22 protein-coding genes are annotated in these 21256 nt (G+C 43.1%); 17 read left to right on the top strand and 5 right to left on the bottom strand.

The window, feature by feature from the left end; translation table 11 throughout:
* Positions 1-55 precede the first annotated feature (55 nt).
* The 3 genes from QN079_RS13055 to QN079_RS13045 are packed head-to-tail and all read left to right on the top strand — an operon-like array spanning position 56 to position 3859.
* Positions 56-1099, top strand: coding sequence for an ABC transporter substrate-binding protein (locus QN079_RS13055; protein WP_289229903.1), 1044 nt, complete (start codon positions 56-58; stop codon positions 1097-1099).
* A gap of 15 nt (positions 1100-1114) precedes the next feature.
* Positions 1115-2194, top strand: a complete 1080-nt coding sequence (locus QN079_RS13050; protein WP_015510231.1) for an ABC transporter ATP-binding protein — start codon at positions 1115-1117, stop codon at positions 2192-2194.
* Positions 2195-3859: an ABC transporter permease gene (locus QN079_RS13045; RefSeq protein ID WP_289229902.1), complete on the top strand. Its 1665-nt coding sequence runs from the start codon at positions 2195-2197 to the stop codon at positions 3857-3859. It begins immediately after the preceding gene.
* 194 nt (positions 3860-4053) lie between these two features.
* Here the strand turns inward: QN079_RS13045 and add are convergent, their stop codons facing one another.
* The 4 genes from add to QN079_RS13025 form a co-directional block, all read right to left on the bottom strand.
* The gene (add, locus tag QN079_RS13040; protein WP_289229901.1) at positions 4054-5076 is read right to left on the bottom strand and encodes an adenosine deaminase; all 1023 of its coding nucleotides are present in this window, start codon (positions 5074-5076) and stop codon (positions 4054-4056) included.
* Positions 5077-5227: 151 nt separating this feature from the next.
* Positions 5228-6334: an alanine dehydrogenase gene (ald, locus tag QN079_RS13035; RefSeq protein ID WP_081116086.1), complete on the bottom strand. Its 1107-nt coding sequence runs from the start codon at positions 6332-6334 to the stop codon at positions 5228-5230.
* A gap of 148 nt (positions 6335-6482) precedes the next feature.
* Positions 6483-7205, bottom strand: a complete 723-nt coding sequence (locus QN079_RS13030) for a C39 family peptidase (protein WP_289229900.1) — start codon at positions 7203-7205, stop codon at positions 6483-6485.
* A gap of 100 nt (positions 7206-7305) precedes the next feature.
* Positions 7306-9237 (bottom strand): ABC-F family ATP-binding cassette domain-containing protein, encoded by a 1932-nt coding sequence (locus QN079_RS13025; RefSeq protein WP_270289821.1) that lies wholly within the window; start codon positions 9235-9237, stop codon positions 7306-7308.
* A 217-nt stretch (positions 9238-9454) separates the two neighbouring features.
* Here QN079_RS13025 and QN079_RS13020 point away from each other — a divergent pair, with 217 nt between their 5' ends.
* Positions 9455-10129, top strand: a complete 675-nt coding sequence (locus QN079_RS13020; protein ID WP_005228549.1) for a redox-sensing transcriptional repressor Rex — start codon at positions 9455-9457, stop codon at positions 10127-10129.
* A gap of 93 nt (positions 10130-10222) precedes the next feature.
* On the opposite strand, the gene QN079_RS13015 is transcribed toward QN079_RS13020, so the two are convergent.
* On the bottom strand, positions 10223-10585 hold the full coding sequence (locus QN079_RS13015; protein ID WP_015510225.1) for a thioredoxin family protein: 363 nt from the start codon (positions 10583-10585) through the stop codon (positions 10223-10225).
* Between the two features lie 220 nt (positions 10586-10805).
* Between QN079_RS13015 and QN079_RS13010 the strand changes: the two genes are divergently transcribed.
* The 13 genes from QN079_RS13010 (at position 10806) to QN079_RS12950 (ending at position 21192) form a co-directional block, all read left to right on the top strand.
* A complete protein-coding gene (locus QN079_RS13010) occupies positions 10806-11753 on the top strand; it encodes a permease (RefSeq protein ID WP_086295667.1) in 948 nt (315 codons plus the stop codon).
* A 3-nt stretch (positions 11754-11756) separates the two neighbouring features.
* On the top strand, positions 11757-12587 hold the full coding sequence (locus tag QN079_RS13005) for a TIGR03943 family putative permease subunit (RefSeq protein ID WP_005228555.1): 831 nt from the start codon (positions 11757-11759) through the stop codon (positions 12585-12587).
* A 145-nt stretch (positions 12588-12732) separates the two neighbouring features.
* Complete coding sequence (locus QN079_RS13000) at positions 12733-12999, top strand: IreB family regulatory phosphoprotein (RefSeq protein ID WP_005228556.1); 267 nt, start codon at positions 12733-12735, stop codon at positions 12997-12999.
* Positions 12999-13430, top strand: coding sequence for a Holliday junction resolvase RuvX (gene ruvX, locus QN079_RS12995; protein WP_005234242.1), 432 nt, complete (start codon positions 12999-13001; stop codon positions 13428-13430). The genes QN079_RS13000 and ruvX overlap by 1 nt, the downstream gene beginning before the upstream one ends.
* A gap of 22 nt (positions 13431-13452) precedes the next feature.
* Positions 13453-13770 carry a DUF1292 domain-containing protein gene (locus QN079_RS12990; protein WP_005228559.1) on the top strand — a complete coding sequence of 106 codons (318 nt, stop codon included), beginning with the start codon at positions 13453-13455 and terminating at the stop codon, positions 13768-13770.
* Positions 13771-13874: 104 nt separating this feature from the next.
* Positions 13875-14291, top strand: a complete 417-nt coding sequence (locus QN079_RS12985) for an NUDIX hydrolase (RefSeq protein WP_289229899.1) — start codon at positions 13875-13877, stop codon at positions 14289-14291.
* Positions 14292-14442: 151 nt separating this feature from the next.
* Positions 14443-15546, top strand: coding sequence for an alpha-hydroxy-acid oxidizing protein (locus QN079_RS12980; RefSeq protein ID WP_010749842.1), 1104 nt, complete (start codon positions 14443-14445; stop codon positions 15544-15546).
* 177 nt (positions 15547-15723) lie between these two features.
* Positions 15724-16350: a glycosyltransferase family 32 protein gene (locus tag QN079_RS12975; protein ID WP_289229898.1), complete on the top strand. Its 627-nt coding sequence runs from the start codon at positions 15724-15726 to the stop codon at positions 16348-16350.
* Positions 16351-16463: 113 nt separating this feature from the next.
* Positions 16464-16973, top strand: coding sequence for a GNAT family N-acetyltransferase (locus QN079_RS12970; RefSeq protein ID WP_015510214.1), 510 nt, complete (start codon positions 16464-16466; stop codon positions 16971-16973).
* 122 nt (positions 16974-17095) lie between these two features.
* Positions 17096-17938 (top strand): DUF368 domain-containing protein, encoded by an 843-nt coding sequence (locus QN079_RS12965; RefSeq protein WP_015510213.1) that lies wholly within the window; start codon positions 17096-17098, stop codon positions 17936-17938.
* Between the two features lie 258 nt (positions 17939-18196).
* Positions 18197-19648 carry an amidase gene (locus QN079_RS12960; RefSeq protein ID WP_289229897.1) on the top strand — a complete coding sequence of 484 codons (1452 nt, stop codon included), beginning with the start codon at positions 18197-18199 and terminating at the stop codon, positions 19646-19648.
* A 12-nt stretch (positions 19649-19660) separates the two neighbouring features.
* Positions 19661-20512, top strand: coding sequence for a transporter substrate-binding domain-containing protein (locus QN079_RS12955; RefSeq protein ID WP_015510211.1), 852 nt, complete (start codon positions 19661-19663; stop codon positions 20510-20512).
* Positions 20512-21192 (top strand): amino acid ABC transporter permease, encoded by a 681-nt coding sequence (locus QN079_RS12950; RefSeq protein WP_289229896.1) that lies wholly within the window; start codon positions 20512-20514, stop codon positions 21190-21192. The genes QN079_RS12955 and QN079_RS12950 overlap by 1 nt, the downstream gene beginning before the upstream one ends.
* The last annotated feature ends 64 nt before the right edge of the window (positions 21193-21256 follow it).

Genomic DNA, 21256 nt, shown 5'->3' with positions numbered 1-21256 from the left:
TGAAAGCGTTTTAAAAAGTGTATGATAAAGGTATATTTAGGAGAGGGGAATGAAAATGAGAAACAAATTTGTTTATTCAGTTATATGTGCATCGGCATTAGTTGGCTTAGCAGCTTGCGGCAATGGAGGAACATCCAACTCGTCAGACACTGCTTCTTCTGGCAGTGATACATTAGTGATTTATTCACCAAACTCAGAAGGACTAATCAACGCAACAATACCTGCTTTTGAAGAACGTTATGGGATTAAAGTGGACCTGATTCAAGCAGGAACTGGCGAATTATTCAAAAAACTTGAAAGTGAGAAAAATGCACCTGTTGCAGATGTCGTCTTTGGCGGTTCCTATACACAATACTCTGAAAATCAACATCTTTTTGAAGAATATGTATCAGATGAAAATGACAATATTGAAGAAGATTATCAAAATCAAACCGGTTTCTATACACCTTATACGATCGACGGCAGTGTTTTGATCGTAAACCCAGACCTAACAGAGGGAATGACTATTGAAGGGTATAGTGATTTGCTGAATGATGATTTAGCCGGAAAAATAGCTACGGCTGATCCAGCTAATTCTTCCAGTGCCTTTGCTCAGTTAACAAATATGCTGCAAGCTCAAGGCGGCTATGAATCTCAAGAAGCTTGGAATTATGTAGAGGATTTATTTACGTTGATCGATGGAAAGATAAGTTCAAGTTCTTCCAACGTCTATAAAGCAGTTGCTGATGGGGAGATGGCTGTTGGTTTGTCTTATGAAGATCCGACTGTCAAACTGCTAAATGATGGGGCGAATGTAGAAATCGTGTACCCGAAAGAAGGTACCGTTTTCTTGCCAGCTAGTGCTGCAATCATCAAAAATGCAAAAAACATAGAAAATGCCCAAAAATTTATTGATTTTATTATTTCAGAAGATGTTCAAAATACGTTGGGGACAACGACAACAAATCGCCCTGTACGTAAAAATGCACAAACAAGCGATAATATGAAACCACTCAAAGAGATCAATACGATTGTAGAAGATTACGACTATGTAATTGAAAATAAAGATGAGATCGTCAATAAATATAATGAAATTTATGTTGGTATCCAATCCAAATAAGAAGGTGTGGAAAATATGAGTCAAATAACCATAAATAAAGCAAAAAAAGTCTATGACTTACAGCCAGTGATCGAAAATCTTGATTTGACAATTCCTGAGGCGTCTCTATTTACTTTATTGGGACCCTCAGGATGCGGAAAGACAACTTTGCTTAGAATGATTGCAGGTTTTAACTCGATCGAGGGAGGCGATTTTTACTTTGGGAGTGAGCGAATCAACAATATGGAGCCAAGTAAACGTAATATTGGCATGGTCTTTCAAAATTATGCAATTTTTCCTCATTTAACAGTGAGAGAAAATGTAGCTTTTGGACTTCGTCAAAAGAAAACTTCAAAGGAGGAACTGACAAAACGGACAAATAAGTATTTAAAGTTAATGCAAATCGACAAGTTTAGTGAAAGAAAACCGGATCAGTTGAGTGGCGGTCAACAGCAACGAGTTGCTTTAGCTAGAGCTTTAGCTATTAATCCGAAGGTATTGCTTATGGATGAGCCTCTCAGCAATCTAGATGCGAAACTCCGTGTAGATATGCGTCAGGCGATACGTGAGATTCAGCATGAAGTAGGAATAACGACAGTCTATGTCACTCATGATCAAGAAGAAGCGATGGCTATCTCTGACCAGATTGCAGTAATGAATCTAGGGAAGATCCAACAAGTAGGAAGACCTAAGGAATTATATCATAGACCGAGCAACGAGTTTGTTGCTACCTTCATTGGACGAACAAATATGATTTCTGCTAAATTGATTCACGATGATGAAGGTGCTAAGATCCAATTATCTAATGGTTACCAGATGGCATTTCCAGAACTAGATAGTGAAATGGAACAAGATGTACGTTTAAGTATTCGACCGGAAGAATTTATCCGCAGCGATCAAGGTGATATTTCTGCCGTCATTATTGATAGTCTTTATCTTGGACAAAACACAGAATACTATATGAAGACAGAATTTGGCGAAAAAATTCAGGTCAGTGAGGAATCTACTTTTACAGAAGATTTGGGTGCAGGTGATAAAGTCAAGTTGCTGATCAAACGAAACAAGATCAATATATTTACCTCAGATGGTTCAATCAATCTTTTGGGGGTGAGATAAATGAACTCGGAAAGAAAAAAAATCAATATTTGGACAGTTTCTTCGTTGTTTATTTTTTCAGCATATTTGATTTTCTTGGTCTATCCCATTGTTACTATCTTAGGACAAGCAATGTTTGTAGATGGAAGAATGTCTTTTAATAATTTTTCCCAATTCTTCTCTCAAAGTTATTATTTTGATACTCTGTTTAATAGTTTTAAAGTTTCGTTGACAGCGACTCTCTTCGCACTGATATTAGGAACTCTATTAGCATATTTTTTCTCGATGTATGCTTTTAAAGGTAAGAAAACCTTGCAAATTCTCATTATCATTGCCTCCATGTCGGCCCCTTTTGTCGGTGCTTATTCATGGATCCTATTACTTGGACGAAATGGGCTGATTACTCGTTTTATGATGAACGTTTTTGGATTCCCACAAATTGACATTTACGGGTTCTCTGGAATTGTTCTCGTATTTACATTGCAACTATTTCCACTGGTATTTCTTTATGCTTCGGGCGCATTTTCTAGTATTGATAATTCCATCTTAGAAGCGGCTGAAAGTATGGGCGCGCGAGGAATCAATCGGTTTTTTAAAGTTATTCTTCCACTACTTGTTCCTACGTTATTAGCAGCTGGTTTACTCGTTTTCATGAGAGCATTCTCTGATTTTGGTACACCTATGTTGATTGGAGAAGGGTATCGTACGTTTCCAGTTTTGATTTATACGCAATTCATAAGTGAAGTAGGAGGGAATGCAGCCTTCGCTTCAGCATTGGCCATTTTAGCGATTATCATCGCACTCTCTATTTTTCTTATTCAAAAGTATATTGCTGATCGTCATAGTTTTAGTATGAACTCATTGCACCCGATTGAGCCGAAAAAAGTCAGCAAAGGGAAAACTGCGATAATCTCATTTTTTGTCTATAGTGTGGTATTTATTGCCATTTTACCGCAACTCTATTTAATTTATACTTCCTTTTTAAAGACATCAGGAATGATTTTCGTACCCGGATACTCGTTAGATAGTTATAGAAATGCTTTTGGTAGAATGGGCTTAGCCATTTTTAACACGATACGTTTGCCTTTGATCGCACTAGCAATCGTGATCGTTTTTGCTACGATGATTTCCTATTTAGCAGTTCGAAAAAGAAATATTTTTACTTCAATGATTGATAGTTTGAGTATGATTCCTTATATTGTACCAGGCACAGTTTTAGGTATTGCCTTTATCACTTCGTTCAATACAGGGATTGGCGGCACAGGGATTCTAGCCATAACAGGTACAGCATTCATTATGATCGCCTCACTTACTGTCAGAAGATTGCCTTATACTATTCGCTCATCTGTTGCAAGCCTTCAACAGATTTCGCCAAGTATTGAAGAAGCGGCAGAAAGTTTGGGAAGCACACGAATGAATACGTTTGTTAAAATAACTATTCCCATGATGATGTCCGGAATCGTTTCAGGAGCGATATTATCTTGGATAACGATGATATCAGAGCTTTCTACATCAATCTTGCTGTACAATGTACGAACTCGCACAATGACAGTTGCGATCTATACTGAAGTAATAAGAGGAAATTATGGTATTGCGGCGGCCTTGTCAACGATATTAACTGGTTTGACGGTTCTTTCATTAATGCTTTTTATGAAAGTATCGAAAAGCAAAACAATCACTATGTAGCGGAATTCAAAAATAGTTGCAAGTCACATGATTTCGGGGCATCGGCTTTTCGAACCGCTCTATTTAAGGAAATGAATGCCAACAGAATCTCCTGCTGGAAATGATGCAGCATACACATGAATCCAAATAAAAAAGTAGAAGATCTAAATTATCTTTAAGTAAAAAAGCACTCGCTTCTAAACGAGTGCTTTTTACTATTGAATAATTTGCCATTCTTGAATTTTTTTCAAGAGTACCGCTTTGTCGGAAGCTTCCGCAAAGGAATGCTGAGCGGCAGTTTCGTTTAAGAAGCGCATCTCTGATTCGGACATGTCGCAATGATGAGCCATTTGCAGGTATTCATTGGTCAATGTCGTGTTTGAGACCGTTCGGTTATCGGTGTTCAAACAAAAAGGGACCTTGGCCTCCAGCCATTCTCTTAATGGGTATGCCGAGTATGTGGGAATCGCACGCGTATGAACATTGCTGGTAGGACAGCCTTCGATACAGCGATTTTGTTCTCGAACAAACGCTTGGGCAGTGTGATCTCCTTTTAAGGCGATGCCGTGGCCAATCCGTTGCGCACCGCTTTCGATGGCTTGATAAATGTTTTGCACACAGCCGCATTCGCCTGCATGTAAGGTCAGCTGGACACTTTGGTTCTTGAGGAACACTTGATAGCTGGCAGCTAAATCAGGGACGTACCCGTCTTCTTCTGGACCTGCCAGATCAATGCCGACGACTTTTTCATCGGTAAGAGCGATCGCTTCATCAAAAACCGCCGTAATAGCTGGTAGGTCTTCTTGACGCATCCCAATGACCAAAACATTGCCTTTGATTGGGTAGCGTTCTTCTGCTCGTGCGATGCCTTCGATCACGGCTTGGATGGTCTGGCTGCAAGTGAGTCCTTTGTCCATCGATAAGCTGGGAGCAAAGCGGATCTCAATATAAGCGATCCCATCTTGAGCGGCTTGTTCCATCACGTCATAGGCGGCAGCTGCTAACGCTTCTTGTGTTTGCAAATACGGCCGAACGAAATCAAAGCAGCGAAGATAATCCCTCAGGTCATGACAATCTTTGGGGGCTTGCATCTGTGCTTTCACAGCTTCTATGTCTTGCTCGATCGGTAGTTCTTGCTGATTGGCGATGGCGATCAATGTTTCTGGACGAATGGAACCGTCGAGGTGGCAGTGAAGTTCTACTTTGGGAAATGCTTGGATTTGTTGTTGAGTAAGCACAGTGTTCCTCCTGTCTAGGTCGAATTTTTTTAAGTATGAATATAGCATACTTCCAAAGCCCATGCTACCCAAAAAAGGAAATTCTCATAGAAAGCAAACCAGCAGCCGCGAATTACTTGTGCGGCTGCTGGTTTTATTGTGGGAGAGTGGTTCAAATCAATTCCGATAGATCGGTAAAAGGCAATGACAGATCGTGAGCGGCTTCTTTTGAAGTAAATGCGCCCTCATAGGCGATGACCCCTTTGGCAAGTGCCTGATTTTCTCGCAACGCTGCTAAAGGATCGTTGGCTAGCTGCTGGGCATACGGTAAGGTGGCAATGCTCAATGCGATGGTTGCCGTTTGCGGCACAGCACCTGGCATATTCGCGACTGCATAGTGAATAACTTCTTCCCGGATATAGGTTGGCTCGTCGTGGGTAGTGACTTTGTCTTCGGTCTCAAAAATTCCGCCTTGGTCAATGGCAATATCGACGATCACGGATTTTTCAGGCATCTGTTTCACCATGTCGCGGGTCACTAAGCACGGAGCTTTTTGTCCTGGCAATAAGACGGCTCCTACCACCAAGTCTGCGGATTGGATCGTTCGTTCGATATTCAAGCGATTGGAATACAAGGTTTGGACTTGACCAGAAAATTGTCGATCCAACTCTTGTAAGCGTGGGATCGAAACGTCTAAAATCGTCACTTGTGCGCCTAGACCTACGGCGACTCTCGCGGCATTCTCACCGGCAACGCCACCACCAATGATCGTTACCCGACCTTGACGGACGCCGGGAACACCTGAAAGCAGGATCCCTTTTCCGCCATATATTTTTTCGAGAAATTGTGCGCCGATTTGAACAGACATTCTTCCAGCGATCTCACTCATAGGCGATAGCAGAGGCAGGGTGCCGTTCGCCAGCTGGACGTTTTCATAAGCAACAGCGATCACTTTGCTGTCGATCAATGCTTGAGCAAGCTGTTGATTGGCGGCTACGTGGAAATAGGTGAATAAAACCAGTCCCTCATGCAAAAAGGGGTATTCTTCTGGTAAAGGTTCTTTGACTTTCATAACCAATTCAGAGGCCCAAACCTCTTCAACGGTAGTAATCGTAGCGCCGACTTCCTGATACGCTTGATCAGAAAAGGTTGATCCTGCACCAGCGCCTTGTTCAACGAAGACTTCGTGTCCGTCTTGGACTAACTCATAGACTCCCGAGGGCGGCAATGCCACACGATTTTCATTGTTCTTGATTTCTTTTGGGATACCGATTTTCATAGACTTCACACCTTTCTTTCTTCTATTATAATAGAAAGCGGATTCCTAAGGGGAGAAAGAATGGTTTTTTTATTAAAAAAGTAAGATCCAGTTGCTGCCTACGCCACGACAAAGAAAAAAGCCCCGAACGGGGACTTTTTTTGATCAATCAGCTGAAGGTCCAAAAGCGTAAGCTTTGATTAGCGATTTCATCTAGTGTGTAATAGATAGCGTAATGGGATTTTTCTGGATCATCATTGGGATCTAAGACAAACACTTGATCGTCCATCATTCCACCTAAGACCATAATATGGCCGCCATCTGTAAATTCCCCTGGAGTCACAGAAACGATGACGGGATGATTTTGTTGCAAGTAAGCTTCAACACTGGCTAGATCTGTGCCAAGATCATAGTAGTTGTAGCCGTTTGCATCGGCAAAGTCAGAAAAAATCCGCCAGTCCGTTCCTTGGCCGTCAACGTAATAATGATCTCCTGCCCAATCAAGGACTTCTAGTGGCGAAATGGGATAGCCTTCAAGATAGGATTGAACCATCGCAAGAGAAGCAATCGCACAGCCGTTTTCTGCTAAGGTTTGGCTGCCGTCATTGCCATAGGATCTATCGGCCCAATCTTCGTTCGTCTGCAAGAAAATCGGTGTTGTGATGTCCATTTCCCATAAATAAGCATTGATGTCATCACTAAAGATAGCCTGAGAATAAACATATTCGTCGTCATAACTCTCATCATAGGCAACGACGGTATGCACGTGTTCGGACACCTCTCCGTACAACACGTGATGAGAGATTCGATTGAACCCTATCCAAATCAACACCAATCCTGCCAAAACAACCATTGGCCGACGCATTCGATAAACATCTGTCTGTTTTTGCATTTTTCCCTCCTTGTTTTACGAATCGTACGTATTCATCCTGTTCTTTTAAGTAAAACAAAGGAGGGGGCGCTTGTCATCGGCCTACAGACCGATTCCTCGATCAGCTGTCAAATGCTTCTAGTTCTAAGCTAGTATTTTCCCATGCTTCTAGTAGAGCTTCTTGTTCAGTGCGGGCTTGTTCTAACGCTTGATTCAACGCGGTCAATTTGACATGATCATTCAACGCATCTGGTGCGGTCATGTCTTGTTCCAGTTGTTGGATCGTTTCTTCTATTGCGGCAAGTTCTTCTTCGATTTGGGTGACTTTTCGCTGTAAGGTTCTAACGGCTTTTTGCTGTTCCTTGCTTTGGACAAAGTTTTGCTTGCCCGCTGAGAGGGTGGTTTCGGTTGTTTTTGCTTCCAACATCGCTGCGATCTCAGCTTCTTCTTGTTTCTTTTCTAAATAATAATCGTAATCGCCGAGATAGAGCTTGCTGCCGTTTTCAGACAGTTCCACGACCTTGGTGGCGATTCGATTGATAAAGTAGCGGTCATGAGATACGAAGAACAAAGTGCCTTCATAATCGATCAGGGCATTTTCTAAGACTTCTTTGCTGTCGATGTCTAAATGGTTGGTTGGCTCATCCAAAATCAAGAAATTGTCATGGTCCATGGCTAATTTTGCCAAAGCGACACGGGCTTTTTCGCCACCGCTTAACAGCGTGATCGGCTTTTCAACATCTTCTCCCGAAAATAAGAAGCTGCCTAATATATTGCGAATCTCGACTTCAGGTGTGGTACTGTGGTCATCCCAAAGCTCATGGAGGATCGTTTTGGTTGAGTGCAGATCGGATTGGGTTTGGTCATAGTACCCGATTGAGACATTGGCGCCAAAATGGACCTTTCCTTGAATAAAGGGGATTTTATGAATCAGCGATTTCAGTAAGGTTGATTTGCCGATCCCATTCGGTCCTACTAAAGCGATCGCATCTTTGCGCCGAACATCTAAGTCAATGGGCGCCGATAAGACTTCTTCTTCAGAATAACCGATAGCGGCATTTTCTACTTGCATCACAACATTTCCTGAAGGCTTTTCAATGGAAAAAAGGAAGTGGGCGGATTTTTCATCTCCTTGCGGGCGATCCAGCCGATCCATTTTCTCTAATTGCTTACGGCGGCTTTGCGCGCGTTTGGTGGTAGACGCACGGACAAGGTTGCGGGCAACAAAGTCTTCCAGTTTATTGATTTCTTCTTGCTGCTTCTCAAAGGCTTTCCATTCACTTTGCAGTTGCTCCGCTTTCAGGGTCAAATAGCGGCTGTAATTGCCTTTGTAGTGGCGCATTTTTTGGCGACTCAGTTCGTAGACTTCGTTGACGACTTTGTCTAAGAAGTAACGGTCATGGGAAACGATCAGCAATGCACCGGCATATCCTTGCAGATAGTTTTCCAACCAAGATAACGTTTCGATATCTAAATGGTTGGTCGGTTCATCCAGAATCAAGATATCAGGTTTTTGCAGCAGCATTTTTGCTAATGCCAAGCGGGTTTTTTGACCACCAGAAAGGGTATTGATGGCTTGCGTGTAAAAAGAAGGATCAAACTGAAAACCGTGCAAGACGGAGCGAATCTCATTTTCATAGCCATAGCCGTTTTTTTCTGCAAATTCATGCTGCAATTGGTCGTATTCTTTCAGGAGATTGCCAGAGTCAGCAGCAGGATCTGCTTCGGAGATGGCGATCTCTAAGCTACGCATGCGCTGCTCCATCTGTCGAACCGTTGCAAAAGCTCCTAGCATTTCTTCCCAAACGGTGGCTTGACTATCAAGTCCGGTATCTTGAGCTAAGTAGCCCATCGTAGCGGTCTTGTTTTTAGCGATCGTTCCTTTATCAGGACTTTCGAGTCCAGCAATAATTTTCAGTAGCGTTGATTTACCAGCACCATTGCGCCCAACAAGCGCGATTCGGGAATTGCTGGCAATCTCTAATTGGATATTTTCAAATAAAACCTCGGCTCCGAAAAGACGGGCGATTTGGTTGGCTTGTAATAAAATCATGTGTATGTCATTCCTATCTTTAAGAAACTTGTCTGTATCAAGGTTACAATACTACAAGTCTATCATATTTTAAGGGAAACGGCGATTGGGAAAAAGTTTGATTTTACCATTATAAAATTTATATTTCAAATTATGAGCATTCAAATTGATTTTTGAACAATGTATTTGTTATGATAGCTTCATCACAAGTGAATTTTTCACAATGGGGGAGTATTCTTTGAAAGATCATCAAATTCCAAAGGCAACAGCGAAGCGATTGCCTTTATATTATCGTTACTTGCGTATTTTGCACCAAGCTGGCAAATTAAAAGTTTCTTCGACCGAACTAAGTGAAGCTGTTCAAGTTGATAGTGCGACGATCCGCCGCGACTTTTCCTACTTTGGTGAATTAGGAAAACGCGGCTATGGCTATGACGTTGAAAGCTTGATGCAGTTCTTTGCGAAGACATTGAACGAAGACCACATGACGAATGTAGCTTTAGTCGGTGTCGGAAACTTGGGGAGCGCCTTGTTGAAATACAAATTTCACCAAAGCAACAGCATTCGGATCAGTGCTGCATTTGATGTCAACGAAGATCTAGTTGGTCGAATCGTAGATGGTGTGCCGGTCTATCCAATGGATGACATGAAGGAACAAGTGAAGATCCAGCAGATCGATGTGGCTATTTTGACGGTTCCCGCACAACATTCACAAGATTTAGTGAACGAGCTTGTGAAAGCTGGCATTAAAGGAATCTTGAACTTTACACCTGCACGGATCACTGCACCAAAAGGCGTGCTGATTCAAAACGTTGACTTAACCAATGAATTGCAAACATTGATTTATTTCTTGCATTCAGGCAACGTCTTGTCCCATGAAGAACCAGTAGAAGAACCATCACTAAGCGAATAATCGCATCACATAAATAGGAACCAACAAAACAGCTGCCAGATCGTAGTATATACAACGATCTGACAGCTGTTTTTTGCTTTTTCACCACTGATCTTACTCGTCTAACTGGTCAAAAAGTGATTCGTAGGAATCTTGCTCTTCAACGCTTGTGAGCGCTTCTTGATACCGCAAGATTTGTTGAGTCAAACGGGTGAAATCGATGATGCGGGCTTCACGATGCACTTCTTTCCCATTTGCGAACAAGAGGACGACGGGCACCGTCAAGACCGAAAATAAACTGGCTGCTTCTGGCTCTGCCAGCGTGTTGATGGTAAATAGAGGGAGTTGCTGGGTTTGTGCCAGTTTTTGGATGCGTGGTTTGTCCGCAACACAAATACTGCAATTCGGTTGAGAGAGATAGAGTAGTGCCAACGGTTGTTGGGCGAGCTGCTCTTGGATCGGTTGATTTTTTTGCATAAGTCATTCCTCCATGGAAAATGTACGCTGTTCTTGAGGAAAAGTCAAAATATCTGCTAGCAGCTGATCGCTTAGGTGAGTAAGAAGGATTCAAAGATAAGGGAAATCTAAAGCAACGATTAAAAAAATAGGCTGCTTTAAAAAAAACGTTGTATAAAAAAAGGAAAAAACGTATAGTAATTCCAGCGTTTCGAATTTATTGATAAAGAAGGTTAAAGTTATGTTTCAGGCATTACCGAATTCTGTCCTGCAAATGAGTGTTATTTTTTTATCTATCGTCATTGAAGCCTTGCCGTTTGTCCTATTGGGCTGCTTGATCTCAGGTGCCTTACAAGTCTTCTTGACGCCAGAAAGAGTCACGAGACTCTTACCAAAAAACAAATTGGCATCGATCACAGTTGGTTGTGGTCTGGGGGTCTTTTTTCCTTCCTGCGAATGTGGGATCGTACCGATCGTTAATCAGTTCGTAAAAAAAGAGGTGCCAGTGTATACGGCGTTTGCCTTTATGCTGACTGCACCGATCATCAATCCTATCGTGATTTTTTCTACATTCATTGCCTTTGGAAATTCCGCGAAGTTCGCCTTTTTGCGTGTACTGGGCAGCTTATTGGTCGCAATGGTCGTGGGGATCTGGCTGGCGTATTTTAACAAACAAGAGGTCTTAAAAACACGGCTTGCCAATCAATTAAGTGGCGGGAATGAGCAGGCAGCTCACCCACACCATCAGGGGCATGATCACGCCCACCATCAAACGGAAAAGAGCAGTCATCCGCTCCTTCGGCAGATTCGTCATTTGCTGCAGCATAGTTTGGATGAGTTTTTCGATACTGGGCGTTATTTGATCATTGGTGCGTTGATCGCCTCAGCGATGCAGACCTATCTGCCAACTGGCTTGATGCTGACATTAGGCTCCACGAAGCTGTTAGCGGTCTTCGTCATGCTGCTGTTAGCATTAACGTTATCCTTATGTTCCGAAGCAGATGCCTTTATCGGCTCTTCGTTGTTGAGTTTATTCGGCACTGGACCAGTCGTCGGTTTCCTGGTTTTTGGTCCAATGGTAGATATTAAAAACCTGTTGATGATGAAGCGGTACTTTTCGGGGCGTTTTATCGCTTCTTTAGTTGGTTTAGTCGCAATCGTCGTTTCAATTTATGCATGGGTGGTGTAAAGAATGGTTCGTTTTTTGATCTTATCAGGCTATTTTGAATTGATGATGTATTTGCAAGTGACGGGTAAACTCAATCAGTTTATCAACATTCATTATCGCTATCTCGCTATTTTATCCATGATCATTTCTTTATTATTGGCTTTGGTCCAGCTGTATTTTTGGGTCAAACAAGAACCTGAGCATCATCATGACGATGAGCATCAGCATGGATTGGAGAAAAAACACCAACGAGTGATTGCGTATTTTCTATTAGCCTTACCGATCATCGTGGGTCTCTTTTTCCCCACCGTTAGCTTGGATACGACGATCGTTGAAGCAAAAGGGTTTAATTTCCCCCTAAGTGAAGAATCTGTGGGGGATCCAGAAATGACGACCCAATATCTGAAACCCGATACAAGTCTTTATTTTAACAAAGAAGATTATGACACTCAGATGGATGCAGCATTGGCACGTTACGCCAAAGATGAGACGATTGCGGTAACGGAAGAAAATTACTTGGAAGTCATGGAGTTGATCTATACGTACCCGAGCGAATTTATTGGCAAGAAAATCACCTATGATGGATTTGTGTACCATGCAGATCAAGATGATGCCAATGAAATCTTTTTGTTTCGTTTTGGCATTATCCATTGTGTGGCTGATTCAGGCGTTTTTGGCTTGCGAGTGGAATTACCGCAACAAACAACGGCAGAAAATAACCAGTGGCTCCACGTGGAAGGGACGATCCAATCGAAGTACTATCAACCCTTCAAACGGGACTTGCCGATGGTGGTAGCAGACCAAGAGAAGACGATTGAAGCACCAGAAAACCAGTATGTCTATCGCGCTTTCTAGCTTTTTTTAAGAAAGTTCATAAAAACATCATAAACCTTTGTTATAATGGAGAAAATCTAAGCATATGTTTGTAGTTTTATCAAACGTTTAGTACAATATAGTAGGAACATATGCTAAAATCTATACAAAAGAGAGGTGTCGTGAAATGGGTTTTACAGATGAAACAGTTCGCTTTGATTTTGATGATAGCCGTAAAAAAGAAGTCAGCGAAACATTAGCTATCGTCTACCGAGCATTAGAGGAAAAAGGATACAATCCGATCAATCAAATCGTCGGTTATCTCCTTTCTGGCGACCCGGCTTACATTCCTCGTTATCGGGATGCCCGGAATTTGATTCGTCGTCACGAACGGGATGAGATCATGGAAGTTCTGATCCGTTATTATTTAGGCAATCACGGGATCAACCTATAATGAGAATCATGGGATTGGATGTTGGTTCGCGGACAGTCGGCGTGGCGGTCAGTGACCCAATGGGCTGGACAGCACAAGGGATCGAGATCATTCGCATCAATGAAGATGAAGGCAATTTCGGTTATGATCGACTTGCTGAATTGGTGAAAGAATATGAAGTCTCACGTTTTGTGGTAGGACTACCTAAAAATATGAATAATACGATCGGACCTAGAGCGGAAGCTTCTATGGCTTACGGCGCAGCGATCGAACAGCAATTCGGTTTGCCGGTCGTTTACCAAGACGAACGTCTGACGACCGTTCAAGCAGAACGAATGCTGGTAGAACAGGCGAATACATCGCGTGCCAAACGAAAAAAAGTGATTGATAAATTAGCAGCAGTCATGATTTTGCAGAATTATTTAGATGGTGCTGGGAAACAGCTGTTTTAATTTACAGAAAAGAGGAAAATAAATGTCAGAACATACACACGATCATAACCACGATCACGATCATGAAGGACATGAACACATTACTTTAATCGATGATCAAGGAAATGAAACCTTATACGAAATTCTATTAACGGTTGACGGTACGGAAGAATTCGGCCGCAACTACGTCTTGCTTTATCCAGCGGGCGTACCAGAAGAAGAAGACGTTGAATTACAAGCGTACGCTTATATTGAAAACGAAGACGGTTCTGAAGGTGAATTAGAACAGATCGAAACAGAAGCAGAATGGGATATGATTGAAGAAGTCTTCAACACATTCATGGCGGAAGAAGAAGAGTAATAAGTTGCAAGTGCTGACCCTTTCCATAAGGGATCAGCACTTTTTTTGATTTAACGACTGTTTATTTTAGAAGTATGTCTGCTTTTTTGAAAGGAATGAGAAAAATGAGTAACGTAACGATATTCGAGCTTGAAAAGATCGCAGAAGAGCAGCTACTTTTTGCCGTGATCATCAGCAAGTACCAAGAAAAGTTCGTCTATGTCAAACACAAAGAACGAGACACATTGGAGATCCCTGGAGGCAAGCGAGAACTAGGAGAAAGCATCACAGAGTGTGCTGCCCGTGAATTAAAAGAAGAAACAGGCGCCAAGCACTTTACCCTAGAACCGTTATTTATCTATGGTGTAGAAAAAAACGGGGAGACCGATTACGGCTTGGTGTTCGAAGCCCAGATCACGGACTTGCAGGATGAATTGACCTCAGAGATCGAAGCAATCTATGTAATGGCAGAGCCGCCTGCCAACTGGACATATCCAACGATTCAGCCGTTGTTGTTGGCAGAATATTTCTCACGAACATAAAAATAATTCAGCCAGCTCAAATGGATGGCTGTCTTAAGTTGAAAAGTAAAAGCAGCGTGTTGAGTAGGAGTGAGCGAATGAGTTGCGTGATCCTGCAATCAGGCGTAGGATAAAAATGTAAACGTTATCTTATTGGAGAGTAGGGAAAGGCATGGAAAAAATCTATCAAGCAAGTACCGCAGAAGGAGCAATCGATTTTATCAATATGCGCGATTTGGAGATCGCGGCAGAGGAAGTGATTCCTAAAGGTGGGTATGGCTATATCAGCAGTGGTGCGGGGGATATTTTTACCTATCAAGAAAATGAACGCGCCTTCAATCACAAATTGATCATTCCTCATGTCTTAAAGGACATTGAATTACCGGACACAACGTTGTCCTTTGGCGGTGATACGTTGTCAGCGCCAATCATTATGGCGCCTGTTGCCGCCCACGGCTTAGCAAATGTTGCGGCAGAACAAGCGTCAGCCAAAGGTGTTTCACGTTTTGGCACGATCTATACGGCGAGTTCGTATGCCTCTTGTACGTTGGAAGAAATCCGAGCAGCTGGTGGTCAAGAAGCGCCGCAGTGGTTCCAATTTTATATGAGTAAAGACGATGGCATCAATAAAGACATCTTGGCGATGGCAAAACGCAATGGCGCCAAAGCGATCGTTTTGACCGCAGATGCAACTGTTGGGGGCAATCGAGAAACGGATCGCCGCAATGGCTTCACCTTTCCGTTGGCAATGCCGATCGTTCAGGCCTATCAATCAGGGATCGGACAAACGATGGATGCCGTTTACGGCTCCTCAAAACAAAAATTAAGTCCCCAGGATGTCGCTTTTATCGCCAAAGAATCTGACTTGCCAGTTTATGTCAAAGGGGTGCAATCAGAAGAAGATGTGGAACGAGCTTTAGGGGCAGGTGCACAAGGGATTTGGGTCTCAAATCACGGGGGACGCCAATTGGATGGTGGTCCAGCTTCCTTTGATTCCTTACAGATCGTGGCTGAAGCAGTGGCAGGTCGGGCGCCGATCGTCTTTGATAGCGGGGTACGGCGAGGACAGCATGTCTTTAAAGCGATTGCTTGCGGAGCAGATCTAGTGGCGATCGGCCGCCCAGTGATCTATGGGTTGGCCCTAGGTGGTGCCACTGGTGTTCAACAAGTCTTTGATTTCTTCAAAAAAGAATTGGAGATGGTCATGCAGCTTGCGGGGACGCAAACGGTGGCAGATATTAAAAAAGCCGTTTTACGGGACAATCGCTATTTATAGGCAATCCCTCAAAAAGGCGCTAGGATCGCTGATTCTGGTGCTTTTTTTTATGGATTTTTCTGATCATGCCCAGGAGCAGGAACAACTGCTTTCACCGAAAAAAGTGTATATGATTTTGAAACAATTGCAAAATCAGCTACACTTAAAAGAGACCAATAAACTAAAGGAGAGAGATTGATGATTCCAAAAATTATTCATTATTGCTGGTTTGGCGGCAATCCATTAGGTGAACAAGAAAAGAAATACATGGATACCTGGAAAAAATATTGTCCGGATTATGAGATCAAACGTTGGGATGAATCAACGATCGACCTTTCAAAATTCGGTCCTTATCTAAAAGAGGCCTATGACCAAGAAGAATGGGCCTTTGTGTCAGATGTGGTTCGTTTGTATGCGTTAGTGACAGAAGGCGGTATTTATATGGATACCGATATCGAAGTGGTCAAACCTTTAGATGAGCTCTTGACACTGGAGGCATTTATGGGCTTTGAGATCGAAACCAAGATTTCTACTGGGATCATTGGAGCGGTGCCGCATCATCCCTTTATGGAAGAATGGTACCACGATTACGATGACCGAAAATTTGCCCGGGCAGAAAAAACGGAAGATGTCGTCACCAATGTGATCCGAATGACGGAACTGTTGCAAAACCACGGATTAGAATTGAATAATCAACGACAAACCGTTAAGGGCGTAGAAATCTTCCCGCAAATGACGTTTTCACCAAAAAGCTATATCACTGGTGAGGTCGAGGAAGATCCGAGTACGATGGTGATCCATCAGTTTTCTGGCTCTTGGTTATAAAAAAGTAAGTCTATGAAAGGACGGACAGTGGGGAAAGCTGTCTGTCCTTTTTGCTTTTGCAAGGGATGATGGAGATGTGATAGAATAGCTTGAAAAAATGAGGAGGCGTTTTGATGGCTATCAAACGATGTACTTTGGCAGATTTAGAAGAATTGGGAGAAATCAGCGTATCCACCTATTACGATACATTTGCTCCTTTCAATACGGAGGAAAATACTCGTATCTATCTAGAAGAAGCCTACAATCTGCCGAAACTGACCCGAGAGTTAGAAAATCCGCAGTCGGCGTTTTATTTTTTACAAGAAAATGATCAAACCGTAGGATATATCAAACTTAACTGGGGTGAGGCGCAAACGGAAGCGATTGCCCCAGAGGGGTTGGAAATTGAACGAATCTATATCAAAAAAGAACATAAGCGCAGAGGCTATGGCAAAACACTGCTGCTGTTTGCCCAAGAGACCGCTAAAGAGCTGCAGAAAAAGTCGATCTGGTTAGGCGTTTGGGAATTTAACGACAATGCGTTAGCTTTTTATCATACGATGGGCTTTGAAAGAGTTGGCAGTCACTCCTTTTTTATGGGGGATGATGAGCAGACGGATTTCTTGATGCTGAAAGAACTTTGAATTCTGCCTTTGTATGAGGAATTAGAAATTACTTTCCATTTTTTTGGCAATCAAGTATAGTTAAAGGGATTGATGAAAAAAGAACGATTGGTGAAAACCATCGCTAAGGAGAGCAATTGTAAATGGAAAAACAGAGAAACGAAAGTATTTTGTCACGTTTTCTTAAAGGCGTGGTGATTGCCTTGGGCTTTATCTTGCCTGGCGTTTCAGGTGGCGTATTGGCAGCCATCTTAGGCATTTATGAGCGGATGCTGCGCTTTATGGCACATCTGACGAAGAATTTTAAAGAGAATCTCCTCTTTTTCCTGCCAGTAGGGATCGGGGGAATCGTAGGGATCGGGCTTTTATCAAAGCCATTAGAGTGGCTGCTGCAAAACTATCAAATCATCGTTTTGTGGGGCTTTGCGGGGGCAATTATTGGGACGTTACCAGCACTTGCTAAAGAATCGACCTTGAAAAGCAAACGGACAACCGGCGACCTGCTTTGGTTCTTCGGCAGTATGGTCATCGGCTTCTTGTTCCTCTATTTTATGGGCGATATCTTAGGAACGATCCCTGCCAATTTCATAGGTTTTGTGATCGCCGGCGGTCTGATCGCGTTAGGTGTTTTGGTTCCTGGCTTGAGTCCTTCAAACCTTTTGCTCGTTTTGGGACTTTATGATCCGATGTTGAAAGGCTTTAAGAGCTTTGACATCATGGGGGTCTTTCTACCGATCGCCATTGGCGGCTTGGCAGTGATGCTGCTGTTTTCGAAATTGATGGAGTGGCTATTGACCCATTATCATTCAAAAGTCTATCACTTCATTTTAGGGATCGTTATTGCCTCAACGATATTGATCGTGATTCCTCCGGTGGCAAACTATAGCGGCTTTACTTGGGTAACGGCTGTCATCGGAATTATCTTGTTTGTCTTGGGGGCTTGGTTAGGTCTTTGGATGAGCAAGCTGGAAGAAAAATACAAGTAAATCAAAACGGCACATCGTTTGGCGATGTGCCGTTTTTGTTAGGTAATGATTCGGGCAGCTAAGAAGAAGCGTTGGTCGACAGCTGGTAGTAAAAAGATGGGAACGTTTGATAACGATATGATACAGGTTTAAAAACTGTTCTATTTTTGTTGAAAGATCTCTTAGTGTTTGGTATATTGTAGTCTATATAAAGAAGAATTTCCCATGTGTTACAGTTTAGATAATTGTTTGGGGTTTTGAGAAAAAGGAGGGGTAAGCATGCAAGATGCGACCTATTGGGCGGAACAATTACGGCAAGGACAAATCAGTTTTGCAGAGCGGGTGGCGATGATCGAAGAAAAAGTCAATCAACAAAATCCGCTTTTGAATGCGCTTGTAACATTTGATCCGCAAGCAGCGATCCAGCATTACGAGCAGCATCTTCAAAAAACGGTTTTTGGGGGACAACCCATGCCGTTAAAAATACTCGGCCAAACCAAAGCAGGGTGGCCAGCAACGTCAGGAGCCAAACTGTTTGCAAATGCACGAGCCAGCCGCACGGCTCATTTTGTCTCTCGTTTAGAAGAGGCAGGCTTTGTGCCGTTAGGGCAAACCAATGCACCAGAATTTGGATTCAAAAATATTACTGATCCAACATTATATGGGCCTACACGTAATCCGTGGAATCCTGCCTATTCAGCTGGTGGTTCCAGTGGTGGTGCGGCAGCGGCAGTGGCTTCGGGGATGTTTCCGATTGCGGGTGCCAGTGATGGCGGCGGATCGATCCGCATTCCAGCATCCTTTAGCGGATTGATTGGTTTGAAGCCAACCCGTGGTACGATGCCAGTGGGTCCTAGTGAATGGCGCAGCTGGCAAGGCGCTTCCATCAACTTTGCGTTGACGCTTTCCATGCGTGATACGGAACAGTTGTTTTATGCGTTGCGGACGTCACAGCCGACTGCCCCTTATCAGGCACCGCAAGTAGAATGGCATCATCGGCAAGCGAGTCAAAAACCGCGGTTGAAGGTTGCTTTTACTACCGCATCGCCGACCGGTGGCCAAGTGTCTGAAACTGCCATCCAAGCAGTCCGAAGTGCAGCCGCATTTTTAGAAAAGCAGGGGCATGAAGTCGTTGAAGTAGGCTATCCAGTGGATGGTCAGCAAATGATGACCACCTATTACGCCATGAATGGCGGCGAAACAGCCGCGATGTTTGCTGAGATCAATGCTGCTCGTCAAGTACCGGTCAGACGGGAAGAGATGGAATTGATGACCTGGGCACTTTACCAATATGGCAAAAAACTGCCTGCCGCCGATTACGTTCTTGCCCTGCAGTGGTGGGATCAATTGGCAGAAAAAATGGAAGAAGTCTTTTCAACCTATGATCTTTTTTTGACCCCGACGACGGCTTATCCAGCCCCTTCGATTGAGGAAGACTTACAAAGCGATAGCATTCGCCAAAGACTGCATGAGATCGAATCGCTTGGAAAAAGTGCTGCGGGTGAGTTGATCGAAGAAATGTTTGCCAAGAGCTATGCTCTGACACCTTACACTCAATTAGCCAATTTAACGGGGCAGCCAGCCATCAGCTTGCCAACTGCTCTTAGCGAGGAAGGGTTGCCGCTAGGGATCCAATTTATGGCGTCTAAAGGCAGAGAAGATCTACTTTTCCAAGTCGGCTATTTATTTGAAACACAGCAACGATTTCTGTTGCCAAAACAAGGAGACTAAGAGGAGGATATTATGAAACAAGTTAGAAAAGGGAAAATCGTTGCAATGGTTGGCTTTTTAGGTTTATTTGCGGGAGTCTTGTTAAGTGCCTGCAGCAAACCAACGGAAGAAGACACCAGTCTAAGCAAGGTGGAAGAAGCCAAAACATTGGTTGTTGCTACTTCGGGAACCTTGTATCCATCGTCTTACTATAACGATGAAAATGAATTAGTGGGCTATGATGTCGATGTGGCAAAAGAAGTCGCCAAGCGATTAGGCGTAGAGATCACATTTAAAGAGTACAATGTCGATGGACAAGTTTCTTCTTTAACACGTGGAGAAGCTGATTTTGCTGCCAACGATTTTGGTTTGACGGATGAACGGGCGGAAAAATTCAGTCTCTCAACGCCTATCAAATACTCGTTCGATAGTATGATCGTGCGAAAAAGTGATGACTCTGGGATTGCTTCTTTAGAAGATTTGGATGGCAAAAAAGCTGCTGGTGAACCGAATACCAGCTACATGCGCTTAGCGGAATCCTATGGGGCAGAATTAGTGACTTACGACAACGCAACGAATGATCAGTATTTGACAGATGTTGCGAATGGTCGAACGGATGTGATCTTGAATGATTACTATTTGCAAAAAATGGCAGTCGCTGCTTTGCCAGATATCCCTGTAAAAATTTTGGAAGATGTCTACTTTAATCCGAATGAAACGGGCTTCTTATTCGTGAAAGATCATCAAGCATTACAGGAAAAAGTGGATGCTGTTTTAGCAGAAATGAAAGAAGACGGCCGTTTAAAAGAACTTGCGGAAACGTATTTTCAAACCGATATTTCAGTAAAATCTGATCAAGCGATCCAAACGGTTGAAACAGACTAATGTATATTCCAACCCTTGATTTGCCGTTGATGTGGGAGTCATTGCCCTATTTGCTGTCGGGCTTGTCCTACACGGTCGGCATTGCTGTCGTTTCGTTTCTAGGGGGCAACGTATTAGGGATCATGCTCACCTTCTTAGGGATGCTGGAAAACCCCATCATTAGAGGGTTCGTGCGGGGCTACCTCTCGTTTCTAAGAGGCGTCCCAGCGTTGGTCTTGTTGTTCCTACTGTATTTTGGCTTGCCTTATCAATTGTCGGCGCTTACTGCTGCGATCATCTGTTTTACATTGACTAGCAGCGCATTTATCGGAGAAATCTACCGAGGATCAATTGCGGGTGTGGATCGTGGGCAATTTGATGCTGCCTATGCGTTAGGGTTATCCTTTACGAAAACGATGCGTCTGATTATTTTGCCGCAAGCCTTTCGTATTTCTGTACCGGCATTGAGTAATGTGGCAATGGATTTGTTGAAAGGAACCTCCTTGGCAGCAATGATCACGATTCCTGATATTTTTCAAAAAGCTAAGATCGTTGGCGGACGAACCTTTGATTACATGTCCATGTATGTGCTAGTTGCCATCATCTATTGGCTGTTGTGCATTTTGATTGAAGCCGGGCAAAAGCGATTAGAACAACATTTTTCAAAACGCTTTGCCGCTAATGAGGCTGTAAGACAATAAAAAAAGAGCCGAGGCTCGATCACTGCAGAAATCACTCTCTTCTTGAATTGATTTCTGCAGTTTT

The sequence above is a fragment of the Enterococcus sp. FZMF genome (genome assembly GCF_030263915.1).
In the GTDB taxonomy this organism is placed as follows: domain Bacteria; phylum Bacillota; class Bacilli; order Lactobacillales; family Enterococcaceae; genus Enterococcus_D; species Enterococcus_D casseliflavus.
The sequence above is the reverse complement of the archived record's forward strand: the minus strand, read 5'-3'. Positions and strand labels throughout refer to the sequence as shown.